We start from the raw sequence: 19,689 nt of genomic DNA, 5'->3' as shown, positions 1-19,689 counted from the left end.
TATTATGATAAACAGCTGGGCTTTGTCTCGACAAAGTCCTGATTCTTTATTGTATTAATCTCATAGATAAAAGGATATGCTCAATAAAATCATTCGTTTTTTTCTTGAAAACAAACTGGTCACCATGCTGGTGTTAATTCTCTTTGTTAGCTGGGGGATTATCACCTCGCCTTTTGGCTGGGACACTAAAATTTTACCCAACGACCCGGTACCGGTCGATGCCATCCCCGATATTGGGGAAAACCAACAGATTGTATTTACACAATGGGCGGGGCGCTCGCCACAGGACATTGAAGACCAGGTCTCCTATCCGCTAACAACCTATTTGCTTGGCATTCCGGGCGTAAAGTCGATCCGAAGCTCGTCTATTTTCGGCTTCTCCAGTATTTACATCATTTTTGATGATGATATCGAATTCTACTGGTCGCGGTCGCGGATACTGGAAAAACTGAATTCATTGCCGTCCGGATTATTGCCGGAAGGCGTTCAGCCCGCGCTTGGCCCCGATGCAACTGCACTTGGACAGGTTTACTGGTACACCATCGAAGGTCGCGACAAAGCAGGTAATCCCACCGGAGGATGGGACTTGCACGAAATACGTACCGTACAGGACTTCTTTGTAAAATATGCGCTCAACGCTGCCGAAGGTGTTTCTGAAGTTGCTTCCATCGGCGGCTTTGTACAGGAATACCAGGTAGATGTAAATCCCGACGCCCTGAAAGCATACAACATTCCACTGAGTAAGGTAATGCAGGCGGTTCAGAAATCAAACCGCGATGTGGGAGCCAAAACCATCGAGATCAACCAGGCAGAATACCTGGTTCGCGGGTTGGGTTACATCAAAAATGTGAACGACCTTGAAAAAGCCGTGGTGGCTGTTCAGGACAATGTTCCGGTTCGCATAAAAGACATTGGAGTAGTAACTCTTGGCCCGGCCAACCGGCGCGGGGCGCTCGACAAAGACGGCGCTGAAGTGGTAGGTGGCGTAGTGGTGGCCCGCTACGGCGCCAATCCTTTGGAAGTTATCAACAATGTAAAAGCAAAAATGGCAGACATTGCACCGGGGTTGCCTTCAAAAGTATTACCCGACGGAGTGGAAAGCCAGCTTACCATTGTACCCTTTTATGACCGCTCGGGTTTGATCTACGAAACCCTGGGAACACTTGAAGAAGCGCTCTCTCTCGAAGTCCTGATCGTCATCCTGGTGGTGATTATCATGGTGTACAACCTGAGGGCATCGCTGCTTATTTCGAGCTTGCTGCCAATCGCCGTTTTAATGGTGTTTATTGCCATGCGCTATTTCAACGTGGATGCCAACATTGTAGCACTTTCTGGCATCGCCATCGCCATCGGAACCATGGTCGATCTCGGGGTGATTCTTTCGGAGAACATAATCAAACACACCAAAGAAGCACCCCCCGGACAAAAACTCATCACTACGGTCTACAACGGTTCCACAGAAGTAAGTTCCGCTATCCTGACAGCCGTTTCAACTACCATTGTCAGTTTTATCCCGGTATTTACCATGCAGGCCGCCGAAGGAAAACTATTTATACCGCTGGCCTTTACCAAAACCTTTGCACTGATTGCTGCACTGATTGTTTCGCTGTTTATTATGCCGGCGCTGGCACACTGGTTTTTTGGAGCCCGCATCAACAGCAAAATCATCCGGAAATGGGTAAACATCATCCTTATCCCGCTTGGCATCATCCTGCTGACAACGGGACAGATTTGGGGAGGAATGATGATACTGGCGTTTGGAATAGCCGGAACCGCTAAACAATTCAAACGGGAACAAACAAGCGACAAAAAGCAGGAGCCGGAAAACAAGAGCCTGCCGTATCGCATTCAAAAGATCGGGAACTGGCTGCTGGAGTACATTGAAATAGTTATTGTATTGATCGGGGTAACCTGGCTTCTGGCAAGGTACTGGCTGCCCCTCGGCCCGACAAAAAGCCTGGTGATGAATGTCGTGTTTGTAGCCATATTGCTGACCATTATACTGGGGGCTTTTTCATTACTTGAATATTTCTACAAAAAAATACTGACCTGGTGTCTGGATCACAAAGTTGCATTTCTTTCCATCCCAACCTTCCTGATTATTATGGGAGTAACCGTCTGGATGGGCTTCAGCAATATTTTTGGATTTGCCGCCCGTGGTTTTGACAAGCTTGGATGGAACATCCGCACAACCAGTGTCTGGTCCACATTAACGCATGAATTTCCGGGAATAGGCAAGGAGTTTATGCCGTCATTGGATGAAGGAAGTTTCCTGCTGATGCCCACTTCAATGCCACATTCGGGCATTGCTTATAACCGCGAAGTTTTGGGCCAGCTCGACATGCTCATTTCCAATATCCCGGAAGTTGATCTCACGGTCGGGAAGCTCGGCCGCGTGGAATCGGCACTTGACCCGGCTCCCATTTCCATGTATGAAAATGTGATCAACTACAAACCGGAGTACATGCTCAATGAACGCGGCCACCGGGTACGCTTCAAAACCGACCATGAAGGGCATTTCATCACGACTTCCGGGAACAAACTTTCGAACCAGGAAGCCCTGGAACAGGGTATTGCGCAAGAGGATCTAATTCCCGACGAACACGGAAATTATTTCCGCAACTGGCGTGAAAACATCCAGTCACCCGACGATATTTGGGACGAGATTGTACGTGTTTCCAAAATTCCGGGCGTTACTTCGGCTCCTAAACTACAGCCCATTGAAACACGTTTGGTGATGTTGCAAACCGGGATGCGCGCCCCCATGGGAATTAAAGTGTACGGGCCCGATTTGCAGACCATCGAAGACTTCGGGATAAAGCTGGAAGAGATCCTCAAAACCGTTCCTTCGGTGAAAGCACAGGCAGTTTTTGCCGACCGGATTGTGGGTAAACCCTATCTTCTGTTCAATATTGACCGGGATAAAATCTCGCGCTACGGATTGAATGTGGAAGATGTGCAGCAAACGATAGAAACCGCAGTTGGTGGCATGAAAATCACATCGACAGTGGAAGGACGCGAACGTTTTCCTGTAAGGGTGCGCTATCCGCGTGAGTTACGCGACGACCCGGAAGCGCTCGGAAAAATTCTGATGCAAACGCCAACCGGTGCACAAATTCCGTTGAGCCAGCTGGTAAACTTCGAATACCAGCGCGGGCCGCAAGCCATCAAAAGCGAAGAGACCTTTCTTGTGGGCTATGTTCTTTTTGATAAAAGCGAAGGTTTTTCGGAAGTTACCGTGGTCAATGATGCCCAAAATGTGATCCAGTCAAAAATTGATTCCGGGGAACTCACCGTTCCGGCCGGTGTGAGCTACAAGTTTTCAGGAAGCTACGAAAACCAGGTACGCGCCGAAAAACGGCTGTCGATTATTGTTCCACTGGTGCTGGCCATTGTTTTCCTGATTCTTTATTTCCAATTCAAATCGGTCACTACTTCGCTGATGATATTCACCGGAATTGCCATGGCGTTCAGCGGTGGTTTTATGATGCTTTGGCTCTATGGACAAGAGTGGTTTGTTAATTTTTCGATCCTTGGAACCAATATGCGCGAATTGTTCCAGATGCACACCATCAACCTGAGTGTGGCCGTCTGGGTGGGATTCATCGCCTTGTTTGGAATTGCCACCGACGACGGCGTATTGATGGGAACTTACCTCGACCAGAGTTTTGCCCGAAACCGCCCCGACACCTGGAAAGGAATCAGGGCTGCGGTAGTGGAGGCCGGGCAACGAAGGATTAAACCCGCAGTAATGACTTCCGCCACTACAATTATTGCCTTACTGCCGATTTTAACTTCCACCGGCCGCGGTGCCGACATTATGATTCCGATGGCTATCCCGGCCTTCGGAGGGATGATTTTTGCCGCCATCACTTATTTCATTGTACCGGTGCTGTACAGCTATCGCGAAGAGCGAAAACTTAAAAAGAGTCAGTCATGAAGAAGATAATCACATTAATAATCCTGTTTGTTTCAGCCTTTAGTGCTGTGCAGGCACAGACACTGAACAGCTACCTTGAAATGGCTGCTGCCAATAACCCCGGACTACAAGCCAAATACAAGGACTTTGAAGCGGCCCTGCAAAAAGTTCCGCAGGTAAGTTCGTTGCCCGATCCCACCTTTTCGTTTGGCTATTTTGTATCGCCGGTGGAAACACGCGTGGGGCCGCAACGGGCCAAGTTCTCGCTCAGCCAGATGTTTCCGTGGTTTGGTACGCTCGAAGCAAAAGCCGATGCGGCTTCGCTGATGGCCGACGCAAAATACCAGTCATTTCTGGATGCCCGCAATCAATTGTTCTACGAAGTGGCTGCAGCTTACTACCCCTTGTATGAGTTGAACCGCTTAAAAGAAATTGAGCAGGAAAACATCGGCATCCTTGAGTCGTATAAAACCATTGCCAATACCAAGTTCAAAAACGGCCTTTCGCCAATGACCGATGTGTTGCGGGTGGACATTATGCTGAAAGATGCCCAAACCAGCCTTTCCATCCTCGAGATGAAAGAAAAACCATTGATGGCAGCTTTTAACAAACTGCTTAACCGGGAACAAGGCAAAGCTGTGACACTTACTGATTCACTGCCAATTGAGACTGTTCCCGTAAATTTCAGAAAGGACTCGTTGCTGACTGAAAATCCGATGCTCAAGGCTTTGGATGCAAAAATGCAGGCCAGCGAAGCTTCTGAAACAGCCGCCCGGCTGGATGGACTGCCCAAATTGGGTGTTGGGCTCGATTATGCCATTCTTGGCAAAAGAACCGATATGGACATGGCTGACAATGGCAAAAACGTATTGATGCCAATGGTTTCTGTAAGCATTCCGATTTTCAGGAAAAAGTACAAGGCAGCCCAAAAAGAAGCACAGTTGATGCAGGAAAATTATTCGCTTCAGAAAGAGGAAACCATGCTTTCACTCACTTCTGCTTACGAAATGATCTGGTTCCAAATTCAGCAGCAACAGGAACTACTTGAATTGTACGACAAGCAAATCAGCCAAACCGATCAAACACTGAATCTTTTGTTCAGTGCCTACGGAAATTCCGGGAAAGATTTTGAGGAAGTGCTGCGCATGCAACAACAACTGCTGCAATACGAGAAAAAGAAAGCCATGGCGGAAACCCAACACCAGACTGCAGTGGCAAAACTAAATTACATCACGGCAAAAACATATTAACGATGAACACAAATAAAAAAACAATCGTCACCATTCTGGCCACGCTGGCAACCGGCTTGCTGCTGGGCTGGTTAATATTTGGAGGCTCAGAAGCCACAACTACCGACGAACACCGGCACGAACACGGCCACGAAGAGGTTGCCGGAGAAACCACCTGGACTTGCTCCATGCACCCGCAGATCAGGCAAAACGAACCCGGCGACTGCCCTTTGTGCGGCATGGATTTGATTCCGCTGGAAGAAGAACAAAACGGAGAAATTGACCCGGCAGCAATTAGCATGTCGCCAACGGCCATGCAACTGGCCAGGGTTCAAACTGCCGTGGTTGGTTCAGCCGACCCTGTCAAACTGATTCGGCTCGATGGCAAGGTTCAGGCAGATGAACGCCTGGTGTTTTCGCAATCGTCACACATTCCGGGCAGGATAGAAGAACTGATGGTGAATTTTACCGGCGACTATGTAAAAAAAGGACAAGTGATTGCCTCGGTGTACTCGCCTGAGCTCGTTACCGCACAGGAAGAGCTGCTCGAAGCACAGAAAATAAAAGCATCGCAACCCCAGCTTTTTCAAGCAGCCAAAGAAAAGCTCAGCAACTGGAAGTTAAGCGAGCAACAGATTGAACAGGTCCTGGCTTCGGGCAAAACCCGGGAAACCTTTGATGTAAGGGCCGATGTTTCGGGCTATGTAACACAGAAAAAAGTAAATACCGGCGATTACATCCAAAAGGGTCAAGCCATTTATGAAATTGCAGACCTTTCAAAAGCTTGGATACTTTTTGATGTGTACGAATCGGACATGCCATGGATAAAAAAAGGCGACAAAGTAACTTTTACGGTTGAATCGCTTCCGGGCGAAAGTTTCGAAGGCACCATCGATTTTCTCGACCCGGTCATCAATCCTAAAACCCGCGTGGCAAAAGCACGGGTTGCAAAATCCAACCCCGGGTTAAAACTGAAACCCGAAATGTTTGTATCCGGAAAAGTGGAAGCCCAATTACCAAAAACCGATGTAATGGTTGTTCCGAAAACAGCGTTGATGTGGACCGGCAAGCGTTCGTTGGTATATGTGAAATCGGAAACGGATCAAGGCGTGTATTTCACCATGCGCGAGGTAGAACTGGGCCCTGCTCTGGGGGAAAGTTATGTAGTTGAAAACGGACTGCAGCAAGGCGAAGAAATAGCTGTTAACGGCACCTTCAGTATCGACGCGGCAGCCCAACTTGCCGGAAAACACAGCATGATGAATCCTGAAGGTGGCGCGTCGTCAGGCGGGCACAACCACGGGGGAATGAACATGAACGAAGATCAACACACAGAAATTAAACGGGTTGAATCCGATCCGAAGTTTACCAACCAGCTTTCCGCAGTGCTACATGCTTACCTGAAAATGAACAATGCATTTGTTGAATCCGATGCAGGAAAAGTAAGTACAGAGGCTCAAAAAGTGGAAGAGGCCCTGAAATCGGTTGACATGAAACTACTGAAAGGCGATGCACACATGGCCTGGATGGACCAGCTTAAAACGCTGAGCGGCTCTGTAAAAAACATCCGTTCGGAAAGCGATATCGACAAGCAACGACTGGCGCTTTCAGACTTCAACAATGCCTTTTACGTCAGCCTGAAAATGTTCGGACTAGACCACGACACTGTTTATTACCAGTATTGTCCAATGGCGCTGGATGACAAAGGCGCTTACTGGATTAGCGAAACGAAAGAAATCCGAAATCCGTATTTCGGAGACATGATGCTGAGTTGCGGGGAGAACAAAGACACGCTTCAGTAAGTACTAAAAAATCGGAGGGGCCTTGGCCTCTTCCGGGTGATTTAAACAAATAAAAGGAAACGTCATGGAAGATTACATTCAAAACATCAAACTAAGGGTTGACGAACTCCCGGACCATGACTTGATCAACGCCTGTTTAGCTTCTCTTAAAAAAGAAGAAGGCATTCAGACCGTGCTGTTTGATAAGCAAACAATCACTGTTTACTTCAATCCATACAGGATTAGCCAAGAAGAAATAATCAGTGAATTGAATATTGCCGGAATTAAAACATCCCTTTTCGAAAAGAAAATAAAAGGATTCAGGGGATGGCTAAACAATATGGCAGCGCAAAACAAAAAAAATTTTGGCGGCCATAAATTGGATTGTTGCGATTTGAATCGAAAGAAACATGTTGAATGAAAAAGGAAGCGGTTGAGAGTAATTGAACGCACAATGAGCTTCTGATACAAAAATTACAGAAACCTTTTCAAAAATAATGTAACAACTGAGCATCAAGGACTTTGTAAGTTACAACAAGAAAAAAAGAGATGAGAAAAGTTCCCCGGCATTTTAACTCCGGGAACTCTGAGACAAAAAAAGGAAGGAGTAAACCATGTATTTAAAAATTTTGATCGTGACAATTATCCTGGTAGCCATTATGACTCTGGCGCTGGGAGTGAAATTGCTGTTTAACAAAGACGCTTCTTTTACCGGGCATGCCTGCTCCTTTGATGACGGCAACCTCAACCAAGACGGATCTTGTGCCGGTTGCGGAATTCAGGACATCACCAACTGTCCGGAAAAAGAAAGCTAAATAAAAATAGAACGAAGGTCAAAACAGGTAGTTGGTTGCAGGGCAGAAACTTTGGCCTTCTGTATTCAACATAGGGATACATAAATCATATAAACAATGAAACTAATAAAAGCTTACATACGACACCGGAAAACGGAAGAGGTTTACAACGCGTTGAAAAAGGAAGGATACTACAGCATGACGCTTGTAAGATGTGAAGGCACAGGCCGCTACTCAGACCACGAGAAAGAACACATCAGCGACCAATACCCGTTTACCGATGCTTACCGGGTAATAAAACTGGAGATACTGGTGGCCGACGAACATGTTGATCCCGTGGTTCAGCTTATTCGTCACAACGGAAGAACCGGCTACCGAGGCGATGGCATGATCATCGTTTCTCCGGTCGACGAGGTATTCAAAGTCCGCACCGATGAAAACGGCATCCTGGCTATTTAATGAAAAACGAATATTTCATGAAGGTCAACATCAAGAATATGGTTTGCAACCGCTGTATTATGGTGGTTTCGCAGATTTTTAAAGACGCCGGCATTCCGACTGAGAACGTGCAACTGGGGACCGTGACACTAAAAAATGACCTTCAACCGGAAGTTCTGGAAAAGATTGATACCCGATTAAAAACAGTGGGTTTCGAGATCATTAACGATGCCAAAAGCCGCTTGATTGAAAAGATAAAGGCTATTTCCATCGAATACGTGTATCAGCGCAACGAAGAAAATAAATTGAATTTCTCGGATTACCTGGTTGCCCAACTCAACCTCGACTATCCGTACCTCAGTTCATTGTTTTCGTCGGTAGAAGGCACCACCATCGAAAAGCACCTTATTCATCTGAAAATTGAGCGGGTAAAAGAGCTGCTGGTATACGACGAAAAAACGCTGAGCGAAATCGCCTGGGAAATGGGCTACAGCAGTGTGGCGCATCTATCGGGGCAGTTCAAAAAAGTGACGGGCTTTACGCCTTCTTACTTTAAAAAACTGGGCGAGCAAAAACGCACATCGCTCAACGATGTATAGGTTCAAAATCATGTAAATCAATCTAAAAAAAGTGTAACGTTTTCTCACACAGCAGCCTCTACCTTTACTGTACGATTTAAAAGCAAGCGATTATGAAAAATGTAAAGGAAATATTCGCAACCAGAAACAGAAAAATGAATGTAGCACATTCTGCAAGGGCACATCAACAAGGGCAACACGGTAACACCCAAAGTGGAACTTTTTACCAATGCCCCATGAAATGCGAAGGAGAAAAAAAGTACAAAGAACCCGGAGTTTGCCCGGTTTGCAACATGCACCTGGCACCCGTGGAAACAATTAATTAAAAGTTTGAAAGGAGGCTTGTTATGTACGCAATGAATGGAATGGGTTGGGGAATGGGATTCGGCTGGATCCTTGGAATTGCAGTTCTGATTGTTTTAATCTGGGCTGTTACCAAGGGGATAAATGCCGGACAAAACACCCCTCCAGCAGAAAACAAATCGGCACTCGACATTTTGAAAGAACGTCATGCCCGGGGTGAGATAAATAAAGAAGAGTTTGATGAAAAAATGCACCTTATCTCTTAATTCTTCGGAAACAAACGAAAGCGATCTACTATGAATACAGTTGAAAAATATGTTTGCCCCATGCACTGCGAGGGAGACAAAACCTATAACCAGCCAGGCGATTGCCCGGTGTGCAACATGCACCTTGTTCCGCAAGAAAAGGAAGGAATGGAAAAACAAGGGCAGCATCCGGGTTGTTGTTCGCACGGTCATGCTCATCACCACGATACACATCAGCATGAAAAAACAACACCGGCAAAAGGCAAAGGACAGTATTACTGCCCCATGCATTGCGAAGGTGATAAAATGTACCATGAACCCGGAAGCTGCCCGGTGTGTGGCATGGATCTGAAAAAAATTGAAAGCCGGCAAGCTAGTAGCCGGGAACAAACAATTTATACCTGCCCCATGCACCCAGAGGTTAAACAGGACCATCCGGGAAACTGCCCCAAATGCGGAATGGACCTGGTTCCCCTGAAAGTAGAAATGATAAGCGATGAGGAAAAAGCCTATAAAAAAATGGCCCGCAAATTCTGGCTGGCCGTGGGCCTTAGTCTGCCCGTTTTTATAATCGCCATGTCAGCAATGCTTCCTTTTTTGCGTTTACATGAACTCGCATCCGCAAAAGTCTGGAACTGGATAGAATTTATCCTGGCCACTCCGGTTGTTTTTTACGCTGGGTGGGACTTTTTTAAACGTGGCTGGAGCTCTATCCGGCTGCGCAATCCAAATATGTGGACCCTTATTTCCATTGGTGTGGGAGCGGCTTACATCTTCAGCGTACTGGCCATGCTAATTCCGGGAATTTTCCCGGCTCAGTTTAAAGATGCCGACGGAAATGTACATGTGTATTTTGAAGCCGCCGCCGTTATTTTAACGCTGGTATTGCTCGGACAGGTTCTTGAATTGCGGGCCCACAACAAAACCAACTCGGCCATAAAAGCACTGCTTGGGCTGGTACCTCCCGTTGCCCGTGTAATCCGCAATGGAGAAGAGCTCGAAATCCCTTTGGAAGAAGTAATGGTAGGCGATACGCTGAAAGTGAAACCGGGCGAAAAAGTGCCGGTTGACGGAACGATAACCGAAGGAAACGCCGTAATCGACGAAAGCATGATTACCGGAGAACCCATTCCGGCCGACAAATCTGAGGGAAGTAAAGTGACCGGCGGAACCATTAACGGGAAAACCGCCTTTGAAATGAAAGCGGAAAAAGTGGGTGCCGACACCTTGTTGTCGCAAATTGTGGAAATGGTGAACGAAGCCGGCCGCTCGAGAGCACCCATTCAGAAACTGGCCGATGTGGTAGCCAAATATTTTGTTCAGATTGTAACGGGTGTGGCAATTGTCACCTTCGCCGTGTGGTCCATTTGGGGACCGGAACCGGCCTATGTGTATGCCTTTGTAAATGCCATTGCAGTGCTGATTGTTGCCTGCCCCTGTGCATTGGGACTCGCCACGCCCATGTCGATCATGGTGGGCTCCGGAAGGATGGCTCAATCCGGGGTGCTGGTAAAAGATGCGCGTGCCATCGAAGAAATGAACAAAGTAAACATACTGATCGTCGATAAAACCGGAACCATCACCGAAGGGAAACCTTCATTACGAAATTACCGGTCGCTTGGAAAGATGAGCGATGAAGAGGTACTTCGGCTGGCAGCCTCCATTGACGCCAACAGCGAACACCCCATCGCTGACGCCATTGTAAAAGGCGCCAAAGAAAAGAACATTCAACCCGAAAAACTGGAAAATTTTGAGTCACTTACCGGGAAAGGAGTACAGGCGATTTTCAAAAAGCAAAAGGTTGGGCTGGGAAACCATCGCCTGCTTGATGACTTTGGTGCATTTCCGGACGAAGCGGTAAAAAAAGTGGCAGAGAACTGGCAATCGACCGGGCAAACGGTAATGTACCTGTTAGTGGAAAACAAAGTTGAAGGATTGATTAGCGTGGCCGACTCCATCAAAAAATCATCAGGCAAAGCCATTCATTCGTTACAAAAAGCGGGAGTTAAAGTGTACATGCTTACCGGCGACAACCAGTACACTGCAAAAGCCGTTGCCGAAGAGTTGCACCTCGACGGTTTTGAAGCCGATTGCCTGCCCGAAGACAAATACAAAAAAGTAAGAGAGTTTCAGGAACTGGGACACATAGTGGCCATGGCGGGCGACGGAATAAACGATGCGCCGGCACTTACACAGGCCAACATTGGTATTGCCATGGGCACAGGTACCGACATTGCCATGCAAAGCGCCGAAATTACACTTGTTAAAGGCGATTTAAACGGTATTCTGAGGGCGCGTGAACTTAGTCATAAAGTAATGCGAAACATTAAACAAAACCTGTTTTTTGCCTTCGTTTACAATGCTTTGGGAGTGCCAATCGCCGCCGGAATTTTATTTCCGTTTTTTGGGCTTTTACTCAGCCCCATGATAGCGGCAGCAGCCATGAGCTTTAGCTCTGTTTCCGTGATTTCAAATGCCTTGCGATTGCGAAAAAGATAAATAGTAAAATACATTTTAAACAATTGAGTATTAACCATTAAAATTTCAAAAGATGAAAACAAAAGTTTTAAGTTTAGTAACCCTGCTTATGATGGGTGCGGGTGCCGTTTTTGCCGGAAACAAAACAGAAAAAATCAAAGTGTACGGGAATTGCGGAATGTGTGAAAAACGCATCGAAAAAGCGGCCAGTGCGGTTGAAGGAGTGTCAAAAGCCGATTGGAACAAAGAAACCAAAATACTGGAGGTTACTTTTGACGATAAAAAGACCAACACCGACAGCATTGAAAAAGCTATAGCGAAAGTTGGCCACGATACTCCGCACTACAAGGCACCGGACGATGTTTACGAGAATCTTCACGGATGCTGCCAGTACGAACGAAAAAGCGAGAAAAAGGACAAAGCCGGAAAAGAAGACCACAAGCATTAAAAAAAGGTCCCGGCACATTGCCAATTTTACGCCAAAAGGTTATCATTTTGAACTAACGTATCAAAATGATAACCTTTGTTTTTTCTTCCCAAGCCCCAACTTCCTGCTATTCAACCTCCAAAAAAACATGCCGTTTAATGGCACCTCCTTTGCCTCTTTAAGAAGCATGGCAATCTATCTACAATGCAGAGTGAGAAGAAGCCAGTAAGTATCAATTATTAATTAAAAATTTTAAAGCTATGAGAGCAAAAGTTTTGAGTTTAGCCCTTTTGTTTATGTTGAGTGTATGTACTGTTTTTGCTGCGGAGAAAACAGAAAAGGTAAAAGTAAAAGGAGGTGATTGCGAAGAATGTAAAACCCACATCGAAACCACTACAAAGGCAGTAGAAGGAGTTCTTTCTGCCGACTGGAATGTAGAAACAAAAGAACTGACGGTTGCCTTCGACGATGAAAAAACCACACTTGAAAACATCGAAAAGGCCATCGCAAAAGCCGGAAATGATACGCCCAATTTTAAAGCTACCGACGAAGCTTATGGCCAATTGCCTGAGTGCTGCCGGTACGACAGAGAGAAATAGAGTCTAAAGGCTTAGAGATCATTGCAAGGGTGCATCGACTTAATTCGATGTACCCTTTTTTGCGGGTAGTTATTGCGAAAATATCAGGCAAAAAGAAACGGATACAAAAGCTGCATCCGTTCCTTTATACTTGCAAAGTGAATCACCTCCTATTTCACAAACCTGGAATTGTTGAGGTAGTCGAAACATTCTTTTACCCCGTCAAACTGCGTTTTGTCGCCCTGACGCAAGCCTTCCAGTTCCACATAAAAGGCTTCCAGACCGTTTTCGTAGGCCTTGGTAAAAATGTTCTCAAAATTCATCATCCCCGATTGCCCCAAAACTTTCCGATCTTTAATATGAAGGACTGGGAATCTGCTCGGATACTTGGCAAAATATTCCAAAGGATCGTTTCGCCCCATTACCGTCCAGTAAACATCCATTTCAAAGAAAACCAGCGACGGATCGGTTCCGTCGAGCATCAAATCGTAAATAACATCGCCTTGTTTTGGGTTATCGCCCGCTTTTGAAATGCGCTCAAACTCACCACTGTGGTTGTGGTATCCCCATTTAATTCCGGCTGCTTTTGCAATTTCGCCGGCTCTGTTAAATACTTCGCAAACAAGCGCTGCATCGTCGTGCGATTCAACCGTCGGCATTCCGGGTTGTACCAGTGTTTTCACACCCAGCGTCACATGGTCTTCAACGGTTTGTTTCCAGAAATCGGCAATTTCGCCTACGTTTTCCCTGGAATATTTCCGAACAGGCGGATTAACATGCGAACTGTTAATTTTCAACCCGGCGTCTTCGGCAAGTTTCCGGTATTCAGCCAGCGAATAATCACCCATCTGACGGTTTCTGTAACCGGCCAGTTCAATGCTACTGTAGCCAATTTTGGCTATTTTCTTCAGCCCGTTCGGAACGTCTTCGGTCAGTTCCTTACCCAGCGAATAAATCTGTAATCCGATTTGTTTTTTAGGTGCCGGGCTGCTTATCAGCGACGCTGCAGAGGCCGGATTAACGACTCCGCTAACTACTCCGCCGGCAGTCAGCAATCCCAGACTTTTTAAAAAATCTCTTTTCTTCATAGGTTTTAAGTTGGTATTTTACAAATTATAAGGTTTACTGAAATCGTAAGTGCCGAAGATACAAAAAGTTCCTTTTCTTCATTTCCGCTCATTCAATAAACCTCCTGCTAGACCATCATCACCCTTAAATATTTATAGTGGTTAAACACCGGCAGGCAGCCCTTTATTCATTTTTATCGCTCACTGAACATAACTTGTTTTTTCCAAAACCGTATAAGCACAAAATCAATACAATTAAAACCAATAGCTTGACTGATGAAACCATTATTCTCTCTACTACTGGCGCTTGTTTTAACTGCATTTTGCACAACAGCGCAAACCTGGAATGCCGAATGGGAAAAAGTATCCGGTAACCCAAAACAAGACTATTTTGCAGATGTAACTGAAATCCCCTTAGGTGGTTTTGCGGTGCTGGGGGCGATTGGCGGTAATGCCTCAAAACTGAGTCTCCTGTTTTACAGCGAAGCAGGCGATCTCATCTGGAGCCGAATCTATGAATCGGATGAAAGTGAAACTCCCGGAAAAATAGTGAGCGCCGGAGAAGACAAACTAATCATTCTCGCCCAAAAAAATCAGAACAACCAATCGCAGGTTCTAATTCTGAAAACCGACAAGAGTGGAAATGAAATAACACGAACTACCTTGAACGGCATGTACTACAAAGGTACCGATCTGGCGGTGATCAACGAAGATGAATGGGTAGTGGCAGGCGCTAAAGGCACTGACGCCGACCACGCACAACTTTGGCTGGCCAAATTAAATGCAAGCGGCGAAATAAAGTGGGAAAGAACGTTTAATGAAACATCAAACGGTTGTTTCTCGACTGTTAAACAGCTGCCTGACGGGGGGTTTGTTCTGGGCGGGCAAGTGGCCGGAAAATCAAAAAACGATTGCGATATGATCGTGATCCGGACCGACAGCGAAGGAAATGCCACCTGGACAAGCCGCATGGAAGCCCCCAAAAGCAAAGAATGGACCGAATGTGTTTGCTGCTCCCCGGACAGTTGCTTTATGCTGGTTGGCTGGGGCGGCAATTGTTTGAACGACATCAACGACGAGTACCCGATTTTTGACTTCGATCTCCTCCTGAAAAAAGTGGACTGCAACGGCAAAGTAAAATGGTCAAAGAATTTCGACGCCGAAGGTTCGGAAGGAGGAAATGCCATTGCCATTCGCCCTGACGGCCATTTTATTGTTGCAGGCACCAAAGTCACATCATTTACGGGAACCATTGGCCCCTGGCTGATGGAAATAGATGGAGACGGCCAGGTGCTGAACGAACTTTTACTCGACATGAAATACGCCAGGGCCTGCAAAGTGCTCAATACCAAAGACGGCGGATTTGTCGTAATCGGGCCCGGGATGAACGAAAACCTCACCCCGAGAAGCGACGGATGGATCGCCAAGTTTTCAGCCATGTAACAAAGTTGGTCTTACTCAGGCGCTTTCTTCCCAAAATTGATCAATGGCTGATTGGGCCTCGGAAAGCAAAGTGTATTCCACCAGCTTAATTCCGGAACAACCGGCAATCATCGCCGACAAATTTTTTCCGGCATCCGGACGAAAAAGACACAACACTTTTTTGCCCACTGCCACGGCGCGCCCGATTTCGTAACCAACGCCCATCGAAACGGCCGTCACTTCAGCCACCAGCACATCCGATTGCAACAGCCACTCCACGTCCCGGTCATGAATATACCGGTCGGTAGGGCCATCATCTCCGGCGCTGGTTAGCGCTGGATCTCCCACATGTTCGGTCAGTACTTCCCCGTAATTTTTCAGGTGTTCAATAATCTGCAAGTACAAGGCAGCATCTTCGCGGCCTCCCCGGATCGATCCGGCAAAATAGATTTTCATTTCAAAATTAATTTTAGTATTGAGTAACTGGTACGGAGATTTTAATTTTTGCTTTGTGGTTTTTCCGTGGTATTGTTTTCTAGCTGGATCCGGGTTCGCGGCAGGCTTTCAGGGTAATTTTTCTGAAGAAATTCAATCAGTTTCTCGCGGATGAACACCCTCAAATCCCAGGCTGTTGACGAGTCTTTTGCACTCATCAGTGCGCGAACTTCCACTCCGTTTGTTTTGGCATCGGTTACCTGCAGCACATTTACTTTTTTATTCCACAGCGGGGTTGATTCCAGCAGACGGGTCAATTCGTTCCGAAGCGCCTCAAACGATACCCGGTAGTCAGTATAAATAAAAACCGTTCCCAAAATTTCGGCCGAGGTACGTGTCCAGTTCTGAAAAGGTTTTTCAAAAAAATAGGTGGAAGGGACAATCAGCCGCCGCTGGTCCCAAATGTGCACCACCACATAGGTCAGGGTGATCTCTTCAATCCTTCCCCATTCTCCTTCTATCACCACCACATCGTCGAGCCGGATGGGTTGTGTAATCGCAATCTGAAGACCGGCCAGCACAGCACCAATCAGCTTTTGAGCGGCAAAACCAATAATAATACCGGCCACACCCGCCGAAGCAAAAAGACTTATTCCCAAACGTTTCACCTCATCAAACAACATCAGAATACTCCCAATGGCAATGATGACCACCAGCGCGATAATGATGCTCTCCATGATATTGAACTGCGTATGAAATTTCCGCGACCGCAGGTTATCTGTTTTCGAGGTATCGTACTTTTCCAGAAACGCGCGCTTGCCGGCTCTAAGAAAAACGATTATCAGCCAGGCAACGCTGACGATCATTAAAATGGAACCGGTTTTACCAAAGAAACGAAACCATTGATCGGCCACCAATTCATATTTTTCAAGAAAGTACTTTACAAATACCGCCGAGGTAAACAACAAAAAGGGAACGATAAATTTTTTCAGTTTTTGCATGGCACGATGATTTTGATTTGTCTTCAGCAACAGAAATAAACATCCTGTTATTCTTCCGTAAATTAATAAATTCAGGGGAATCAGTTGAATTGGCCGCTTATTTCCTAACAGCTAAACTTCGAAATGGTTGCAAGCAAAAAAGGAGGCCTCCCGACCTCCTTCTCTTATCTTATTCAAAAAATTAGTTCCTGGTAATGATCGTTCCCGGGGCAAAGTAGCCTGCGTAAGCGGTTTCAGAATGAAGGGCATCCACGGCTTTTTTGATACCGTCGTCGTCGTTAACGGCTGCACGAATGGCCCCTTTCTGGTAGTAGTAGCGCGAAACAATCTCGTCTTCGAGCAACTCGCTTATTTCTTTCCTGAACTCTTTCAGGTCTTTATCCAGGTTGGGTTCCAGTTTCGCTTTCAGCGCTTCAAACTCCGCCTCTGCCAAGCCGTAGTATTTTTCCCTTTTGGCCGTTTCCAGCAGCGTTTTAAATTCTTCCTGCGATTCAGAGTCGTATTTAAAATCGCTGTTTTCCACATAGTCCACAAACTGATTGTAAATATCGTCGTTGATCACAAACTCTTCCGGTTGAGGAATCGTCGCATTCTCGTTCGAATATTTGGTGGCAAAATCAAACACCTTGAAACGGGTAACCAGTTCAATGGCCAGTGTACTTAACTGGTCGCCTTCAATTTTCAGATCGGGCACCACTCCTCCGCCGTCAAAAACCTTGCGGCCGTGCTTGGTGCTGAACTCGGTAATCAGCGAATCCGGGATGTAGCCCACACTTCCATCGTCGTTACGGTGCGAATAATCGAGCGCCTGAATACACCGTCCGCTCGGAATGTAATACTTTGCTGTGGTAACTTTCAGTTTGGTGTTGTAGCTCAGATCGCGGGTGGTTTGCACCAGACCTTTTCCAAAAGTGCGGGTACCTACCACAATACCACGGTCGAGGTCCTGGATGGCGCCGGCTACAATTTCCGAAGCGGAAGCCGAGCCGCGGTTAACCAGCACTGCAATTTTAATGGTTGTATCGAGCGGTGCGGAAGTAGCCGTGTAGGTTTTGTCCCATTGTTTTACTTTTCCGCGTGTGCTAACAATTTCCTCGCCCTTGGGTACAAAAAAGTTAACAATATTCACCGCTTCCATCAACAAACCTCCGGGGTTTCCGCGAAGATCGAGTACCAAAGCATCGGGATTGTTCTTTTTCAGCTCAACAAAAGCTTTCTGAACATCTTTGCTGCAATCGGCAGTAAACTGAGTAAGGCGAATGTAGCCGGTACGATTATCCAGCATGCCATAATAGGGCACTGCGTTAATCGATATTTTTTCACGAACCACGTCAACCGTAAAAGGCTTTTTATCGCCCGGGCGCTGAAGTTTTATTGTCACTGGCTGATTGGCCGGGCCTTTCAATAAATTACTTACGTCTTCGGTATTCATTTCCTTGGTCTCTTTTCCCGAAACTTCGAGAATAATGTCACCGGCTTTCAGTCCCGATTTTTGCGCCGGAAAACCTTCGTACGGCTCCGAGATAACAATTTTACCGTTCTGCTGTCCAATCAAAGCGCCAATTCCGGCATACTCCCCGGTGGTCATAAAACGAAAATCTTCGATCTGGTCTTCCGAAATGTAATTGGTATACGGATCCAGCGACATCAACATATCGTCGATACTGGTTTTTACCAGTTTATTCGGATCGATATCATCCACGTAAAACATGTTCAGTTCCCTGAAAAGGGTATGGTAGATATCCAGGTTCTTGGCAATTTCAAAATTTTTCTCGTCGCGGGTGAAGCCCAAAACCATGGCACCCATTACCACGACCAGCAACACTCCTATCCAAATTTTCTTCTTCATTTTTTCCTTCCTTTCTGAAATAATTTGAGTTACAACTCAACATTGAACGTCAAAAGTAACAATTCTTACCTCAAATAAGTTAACCAAATCCGATTTCCATTACGTTAATTTATATTAAAACCTTGCGGTGCGATCCCGCTTTCACTCCTACAACAAACACTGTCAGTCAGCAGATTAGTCAACTCATCGAAATAAATCCTCCAAAAATTTTATCGCCGGAATTAAACCGGAAAAGTAAATACATGTCCAAAGGGTTGAATTCAATCATTTAAAATAAAAGCTATGAAAATCAGATTCTTAACATTGACACTGATCACGGTACTGGCCGTATCGTCAATGGCAATTGCACAACAAAAGCCGGAAGGCAAAAGAGGTGAACGTACACAGCGCGAAGCATTGATGCCGCGCCACGAACGCATGGCCGAACGCATGAACCATTTCTTTACCGAAGAACAACAGGAACAGGTGAAAGCCATTCGTTTGGAAACAGCCAAACAGGTGAAACCGCTTCGCAATGAACTGGGCGAACTGGAAGCCCGTCAGCAAACATTAACCACTGCCGACAAAGCTGATCTGAATGCCATTTACAGCAACATCGACAAAATGACGGGGGTAAAAGCCGAGATTCAGAAAATTATGGCCAAACAACACCAGCAAATCCGCTCGCTGCTTACCGAAGAGCAGTTGCTAAAGTTTGATGCCATGAAAGGCCGAATGACGGATAAACGCGACAATGGCTTCGGAGACCGGAAAGCTCCCCGCCAACATGCAGGGTAAAAACATCCGGGAAATACAAACAGGAAAGGTTGACTTGTCAGGTCAGCCTTTTTTGTTGAAAGCCAGTCTATCACTTCAATTATTATTTCGCCCCATCCTCTTATCCTTCCCTGCAAACAAGAAAGCCTCCAGCGGTAGGCAGGGACGATTGGCCGTAGCTTAAATCAATACTTCGCAAGCCTTCATCATTTTGGAAGCTAATCATCTTTCCCTTCCTGGAAGGGAGAGACAGGAGTGAGGGTAAATCTGTCTTGTCCTAAAATAGGTTTACACAAAAAGTAAATTTATGTCAGGATTTATAGTTTATGATGAAAGCTTCAAGCGACGGGTAGTTGCTGAAGTTTTAACCGGGCAAATAAGCAAAGAAG

The 19,689-nt window shown here is 46.2% G+C and carries 18 protein-coding genes; 14 read left to right on the top strand and 4 right to left on the bottom strand.

Features of this window, described 5'->3' with window-relative positions; translation table 11 throughout:
• Positions 1–76: 76 nt before the first annotated feature.
• From INQ51_RS16500 to INQ51_RS16445, 12 genes are all read left to right on the top strand, one after another.
• Positions 77–3,940, top strand: a complete 3,864-nt coding sequence (locus INQ51_RS16500) for an efflux RND transporter permease subunit (protein WP_233379053.1) — start codon at positions 77–79, stop codon at positions 3,938–3,940.
• The gene (locus tag INQ51_RS16495) at positions 3,937–5,169 is read left to right on the top strand and encodes a TolC family protein (protein WP_233379052.1); all 1,233 of its coding nucleotides are present in this window, start codon (positions 3,937–3,939) and stop codon (positions 5,167–5,169) included. The genes INQ51_RS16500 and INQ51_RS16495 overlap by 4 nt, the downstream gene beginning before the upstream one ends.
• 2 nt (positions 5,170–5,171) lie before the next feature.
• Complete coding sequence (locus INQ51_RS16490) at positions 5,172–6,950, top strand: efflux RND transporter periplasmic adaptor subunit (protein ID WP_233379051.1); 1,779 nt, start codon at positions 5,172–5,174, stop codon at positions 6,948–6,950.
• Positions 6,951–7,014: 64 nt separating this feature from the next.
• Positions 7,015–7,350: an LDCC motif putative metal-binding protein gene (locus INQ51_RS16485; protein ID WP_233379050.1), complete on the top strand. Its 336-nt coding sequence runs from the start codon at positions 7,015–7,017 to the stop codon at positions 7,348–7,350.
• A gap of 214 nt (positions 7,351–7,564) precedes the next feature.
• Positions 7,565–7,744 carry a hypothetical protein gene (locus INQ51_RS16480; RefSeq protein ID WP_233379049.1) on the top strand — a complete coding sequence of 60 codons (180 nt, stop codon included), beginning with the start codon at positions 7,565–7,567 and terminating at the stop codon, positions 7,742–7,744.
• A 96-nt stretch (positions 7,745–7,840) separates the two neighbouring features.
• The gene (locus tag INQ51_RS16475; protein WP_233379048.1) at positions 7,841–8,182 is read left to right on the top strand and encodes a P-II family nitrogen regulator; all 342 of its coding nucleotides are present in this window, start codon (positions 7,841–7,843) and stop codon (positions 8,180–8,182) included.
• A gap of 17 nt (positions 8,183–8,199) precedes the next feature.
• The gene (locus tag INQ51_RS16470) at positions 8,200–8,760 is read left to right on the top strand and encodes a helix-turn-helix domain-containing protein (RefSeq protein ID WP_233379047.1); all 561 of its coding nucleotides are present in this window, start codon (positions 8,200–8,202) and stop codon (positions 8,758–8,760) included.
• 92 nt (positions 8,761–8,852) lie between these two features.
• Positions 8,853–9,065 carry a heavy metal-binding domain-containing protein gene (locus INQ51_RS16465; protein ID WP_233379046.1) on the top strand — a complete coding sequence of 71 codons (213 nt, stop codon included), beginning with the start codon at positions 8,853–8,855 and terminating at the stop codon, positions 9,063–9,065.
• 21 nt (positions 9,066–9,086) lie between these two features.
• Positions 9,087–9,308 (top strand): SHOCT domain-containing protein, encoded by a 222-nt coding sequence (locus INQ51_RS16460; protein WP_233379045.1) that lies wholly within the window; start codon positions 9,087–9,089, stop codon positions 9,306–9,308.
• A gap of 30 nt (positions 9,309–9,338) precedes the next feature.
• Entirely contained in the window at positions 9,339–11,786 is a 2,448-nt protein-coding gene (locus INQ51_RS16455; RefSeq protein WP_233379044.1) for a copper-transporting P-type ATPase, read from the top strand.
• Positions 11,787–11,838: 52 nt separating this feature from the next.
• A complete protein-coding gene (locus INQ51_RS16450) occupies positions 11,839–12,213 on the top strand; it encodes a heavy-metal-associated domain-containing protein (RefSeq protein WP_233379043.1) in 375 nt (124 codons plus the stop codon).
• A 239-nt stretch (positions 12,214–12,452) separates the two neighbouring features.
• On the top strand, positions 12,453–12,791 hold the full coding sequence (locus INQ51_RS16445; RefSeq protein WP_233379042.1) for a heavy-metal-associated domain-containing protein: 339 nt from the start codon (positions 12,453–12,455) through the stop codon (positions 12,789–12,791).
• Between the two features lie 149 nt (positions 12,792–12,940).
• Here INQ51_RS16445 and INQ51_RS16440 read toward each other — a convergent pair whose 3' ends face one another.
• Positions 12,941–13,858 carry a sugar phosphate isomerase/epimerase family protein gene (locus tag INQ51_RS16440; protein ID WP_233379041.1) on the bottom strand — a complete coding sequence of 306 codons (918 nt, stop codon included), beginning with the start codon at positions 13,856–13,858 and terminating at the stop codon, positions 12,941–12,943.
• 255 nt (positions 13,859–14,113) lie between these two features.
• On the opposite strand from INQ51_RS16440, the gene INQ51_RS16435 reads away from it, so the two are divergent.
• Complete coding sequence (locus INQ51_RS16435; RefSeq protein ID WP_233379040.1) at positions 14,114–15,280, top strand: hypothetical protein; 1,167 nt, start codon at positions 14,114–14,116, stop codon at positions 15,278–15,280.
• Between the two features lie 15 nt (positions 15,281–15,295).
• Here INQ51_RS16435 and INQ51_RS16430 read toward each other — a convergent pair whose 3' ends face one another.
• From INQ51_RS16430 to INQ51_RS16420, 3 genes are all read right to left on the bottom strand, one after another.
• Positions 15,296–15,715, bottom strand: coding sequence for a nucleoside 2-deoxyribosyltransferase (locus INQ51_RS16430; protein WP_233379039.1), 420 nt, complete (start codon positions 15,713–15,715; stop codon positions 15,296–15,298).
• Between the two features lie 41 nt (positions 15,716–15,756).
• On the bottom strand, positions 15,757–16,695 hold the full coding sequence (locus INQ51_RS16425; RefSeq protein ID WP_233379038.1) for a mechanosensitive ion channel family protein: 939 nt from the start codon (positions 16,693–16,695) through the stop codon (positions 15,757–15,759).
• A 181-nt stretch (positions 16,696–16,876) separates the two neighbouring features.
• On the bottom strand, positions 16,877–18,544 hold the full coding sequence (locus INQ51_RS16420; RefSeq protein ID WP_233379037.1) for a S41 family peptidase: 1,668 nt from the start codon (positions 18,542–18,544) through the stop codon (positions 16,877–16,879).
• A gap of 282 nt (positions 18,545–18,826) precedes the next feature.
• Here INQ51_RS16420 and INQ51_RS16415 point away from each other — a divergent pair, with 282 nt between their 5' ends.
• Positions 18,827–19,321, top strand: coding sequence for a Spy/CpxP family protein refolding chaperone (locus INQ51_RS16415; protein ID WP_233379036.1), 495 nt, complete (start codon positions 18,827–18,829; stop codon positions 19,319–19,321).
• The last annotated feature ends 368 nt before the right edge of the window (positions 19,322–19,689 follow it).

It is taken from the genome of Maribellus sp. CM-23 (assembly GCF_021354595.1).
Classification (GTDB): Bacteria; Bacteroidota; Bacteroidia; order Bacteroidales; family Prolixibacteraceae; genus Draconibacterium.
Note: the sequence above shows the minus strand (reverse complement) of the source record. Positions and strands in the feature narration are given on the sequence as shown.

What these genes read in the sequence shown, in the direction of transcription:
- INQ51_RS16500 (WP_233379053.1), top strand. Translation starts at nt 77, where the DNA reads ATGCTCAATAAAATCATTCGTTTTTTTCTTGAAAACAAACTGGTCACC.
- INQ51_RS16495 (WP_233379052.1), top strand. Translation starts at nt 3,937, where the DNA reads ATGAAGAAGATAATCACATTAATAATCCTGTTTGTTTCAGCCTTTAGT.
- INQ51_RS16490 (WP_233379051.1), top strand. Translation starts at nt 5,172, where the DNA reads ATGAACACAAATAAAAAAACAATCGTCACCATTCTGGCCACGCTGGCA.
- INQ51_RS16485 (WP_233379050.1), top strand. Translation starts at nt 7,015, where the DNA reads ATGGAAGATTACATTCAAAACATCAAACTAAGGGTTGACGAACTCCCG.
- INQ51_RS16475 (WP_233379048.1), top strand. Translation starts at nt 7,841, where the DNA reads ATGAAACTAATAAAAGCTTACATACGACACCGGAAAACGGAAGAGGTT.
- INQ51_RS16470 (WP_233379047.1), top strand. Translation starts at nt 8,200, where the DNA reads ATGAAGGTCAACATCAAGAATATGGTTTGCAACCGCTGTATTATGGTG.
- INQ51_RS16465 (WP_233379046.1), top strand. Translation starts at nt 8,853, where the DNA reads ATGAAAAATGTAAAGGAAATATTCGCAACCAGAAACAGAAAAATGAAT.
- INQ51_RS16460 (WP_233379045.1), top strand. Translation starts at nt 9,087, where the DNA reads ATGTACGCAATGAATGGAATGGGTTGGGGAATGGGATTCGGCTGGATC.
- INQ51_RS16455 (WP_233379044.1), top strand. Translation starts at nt 9,339, where the DNA reads ATGAATACAGTTGAAAAATATGTTTGCCCCATGCACTGCGAGGGAGAC.
- INQ51_RS16450 (WP_233379043.1), top strand. Translation starts at nt 11,839, where the DNA reads ATGAAAACAAAAGTTTTAAGTTTAGTAACCCTGCTTATGATGGGTGCG.
- INQ51_RS16445 (WP_233379042.1), top strand. Translation starts at nt 12,453, where the DNA reads ATGAGAGCAAAAGTTTTGAGTTTAGCCCTTTTGTTTATGTTGAGTGTA.
- INQ51_RS16440 (WP_233379041.1), bottom strand. Translation starts at nt 13,858, where the DNA reads ATGAAGAAAAGAGATTTTTTAAAAAGTCTGGGATTGCTGACTGCCGGC.
- INQ51_RS16435 (WP_233379040.1), top strand. Translation starts at nt 14,114, where the DNA reads ATGAAACCATTATTCTCTCTACTACTGGCGCTTGTTTTAACTGCATTT.
- INQ51_RS16430 (WP_233379039.1), bottom strand. Translation starts at nt 15,715, where the DNA reads ATGAAAATCTATTTTGCCGGATCGATCCGGGGAGGCCGCGAAGATGCT.
- INQ51_RS16425 (WP_233379038.1), bottom strand. Translation starts at nt 16,695, where the DNA reads ATGCAAAAACTGAAAAAATTTATCGTTCCCTTTTTGTTGTTTACCTCG.
- INQ51_RS16420 (WP_233379037.1), bottom strand. Translation starts at nt 18,544, where the DNA reads ATGAAGAAGAAAATTTGGATAGGAGTGTTGCTGGTCGTGGTAATGGGT.
- INQ51_RS16415 (WP_233379036.1), top strand. Translation starts at nt 18,827, where the DNA reads ATGAAAATCAGATTCTTAACATTGACACTGATCACGGTACTGGCCGTA.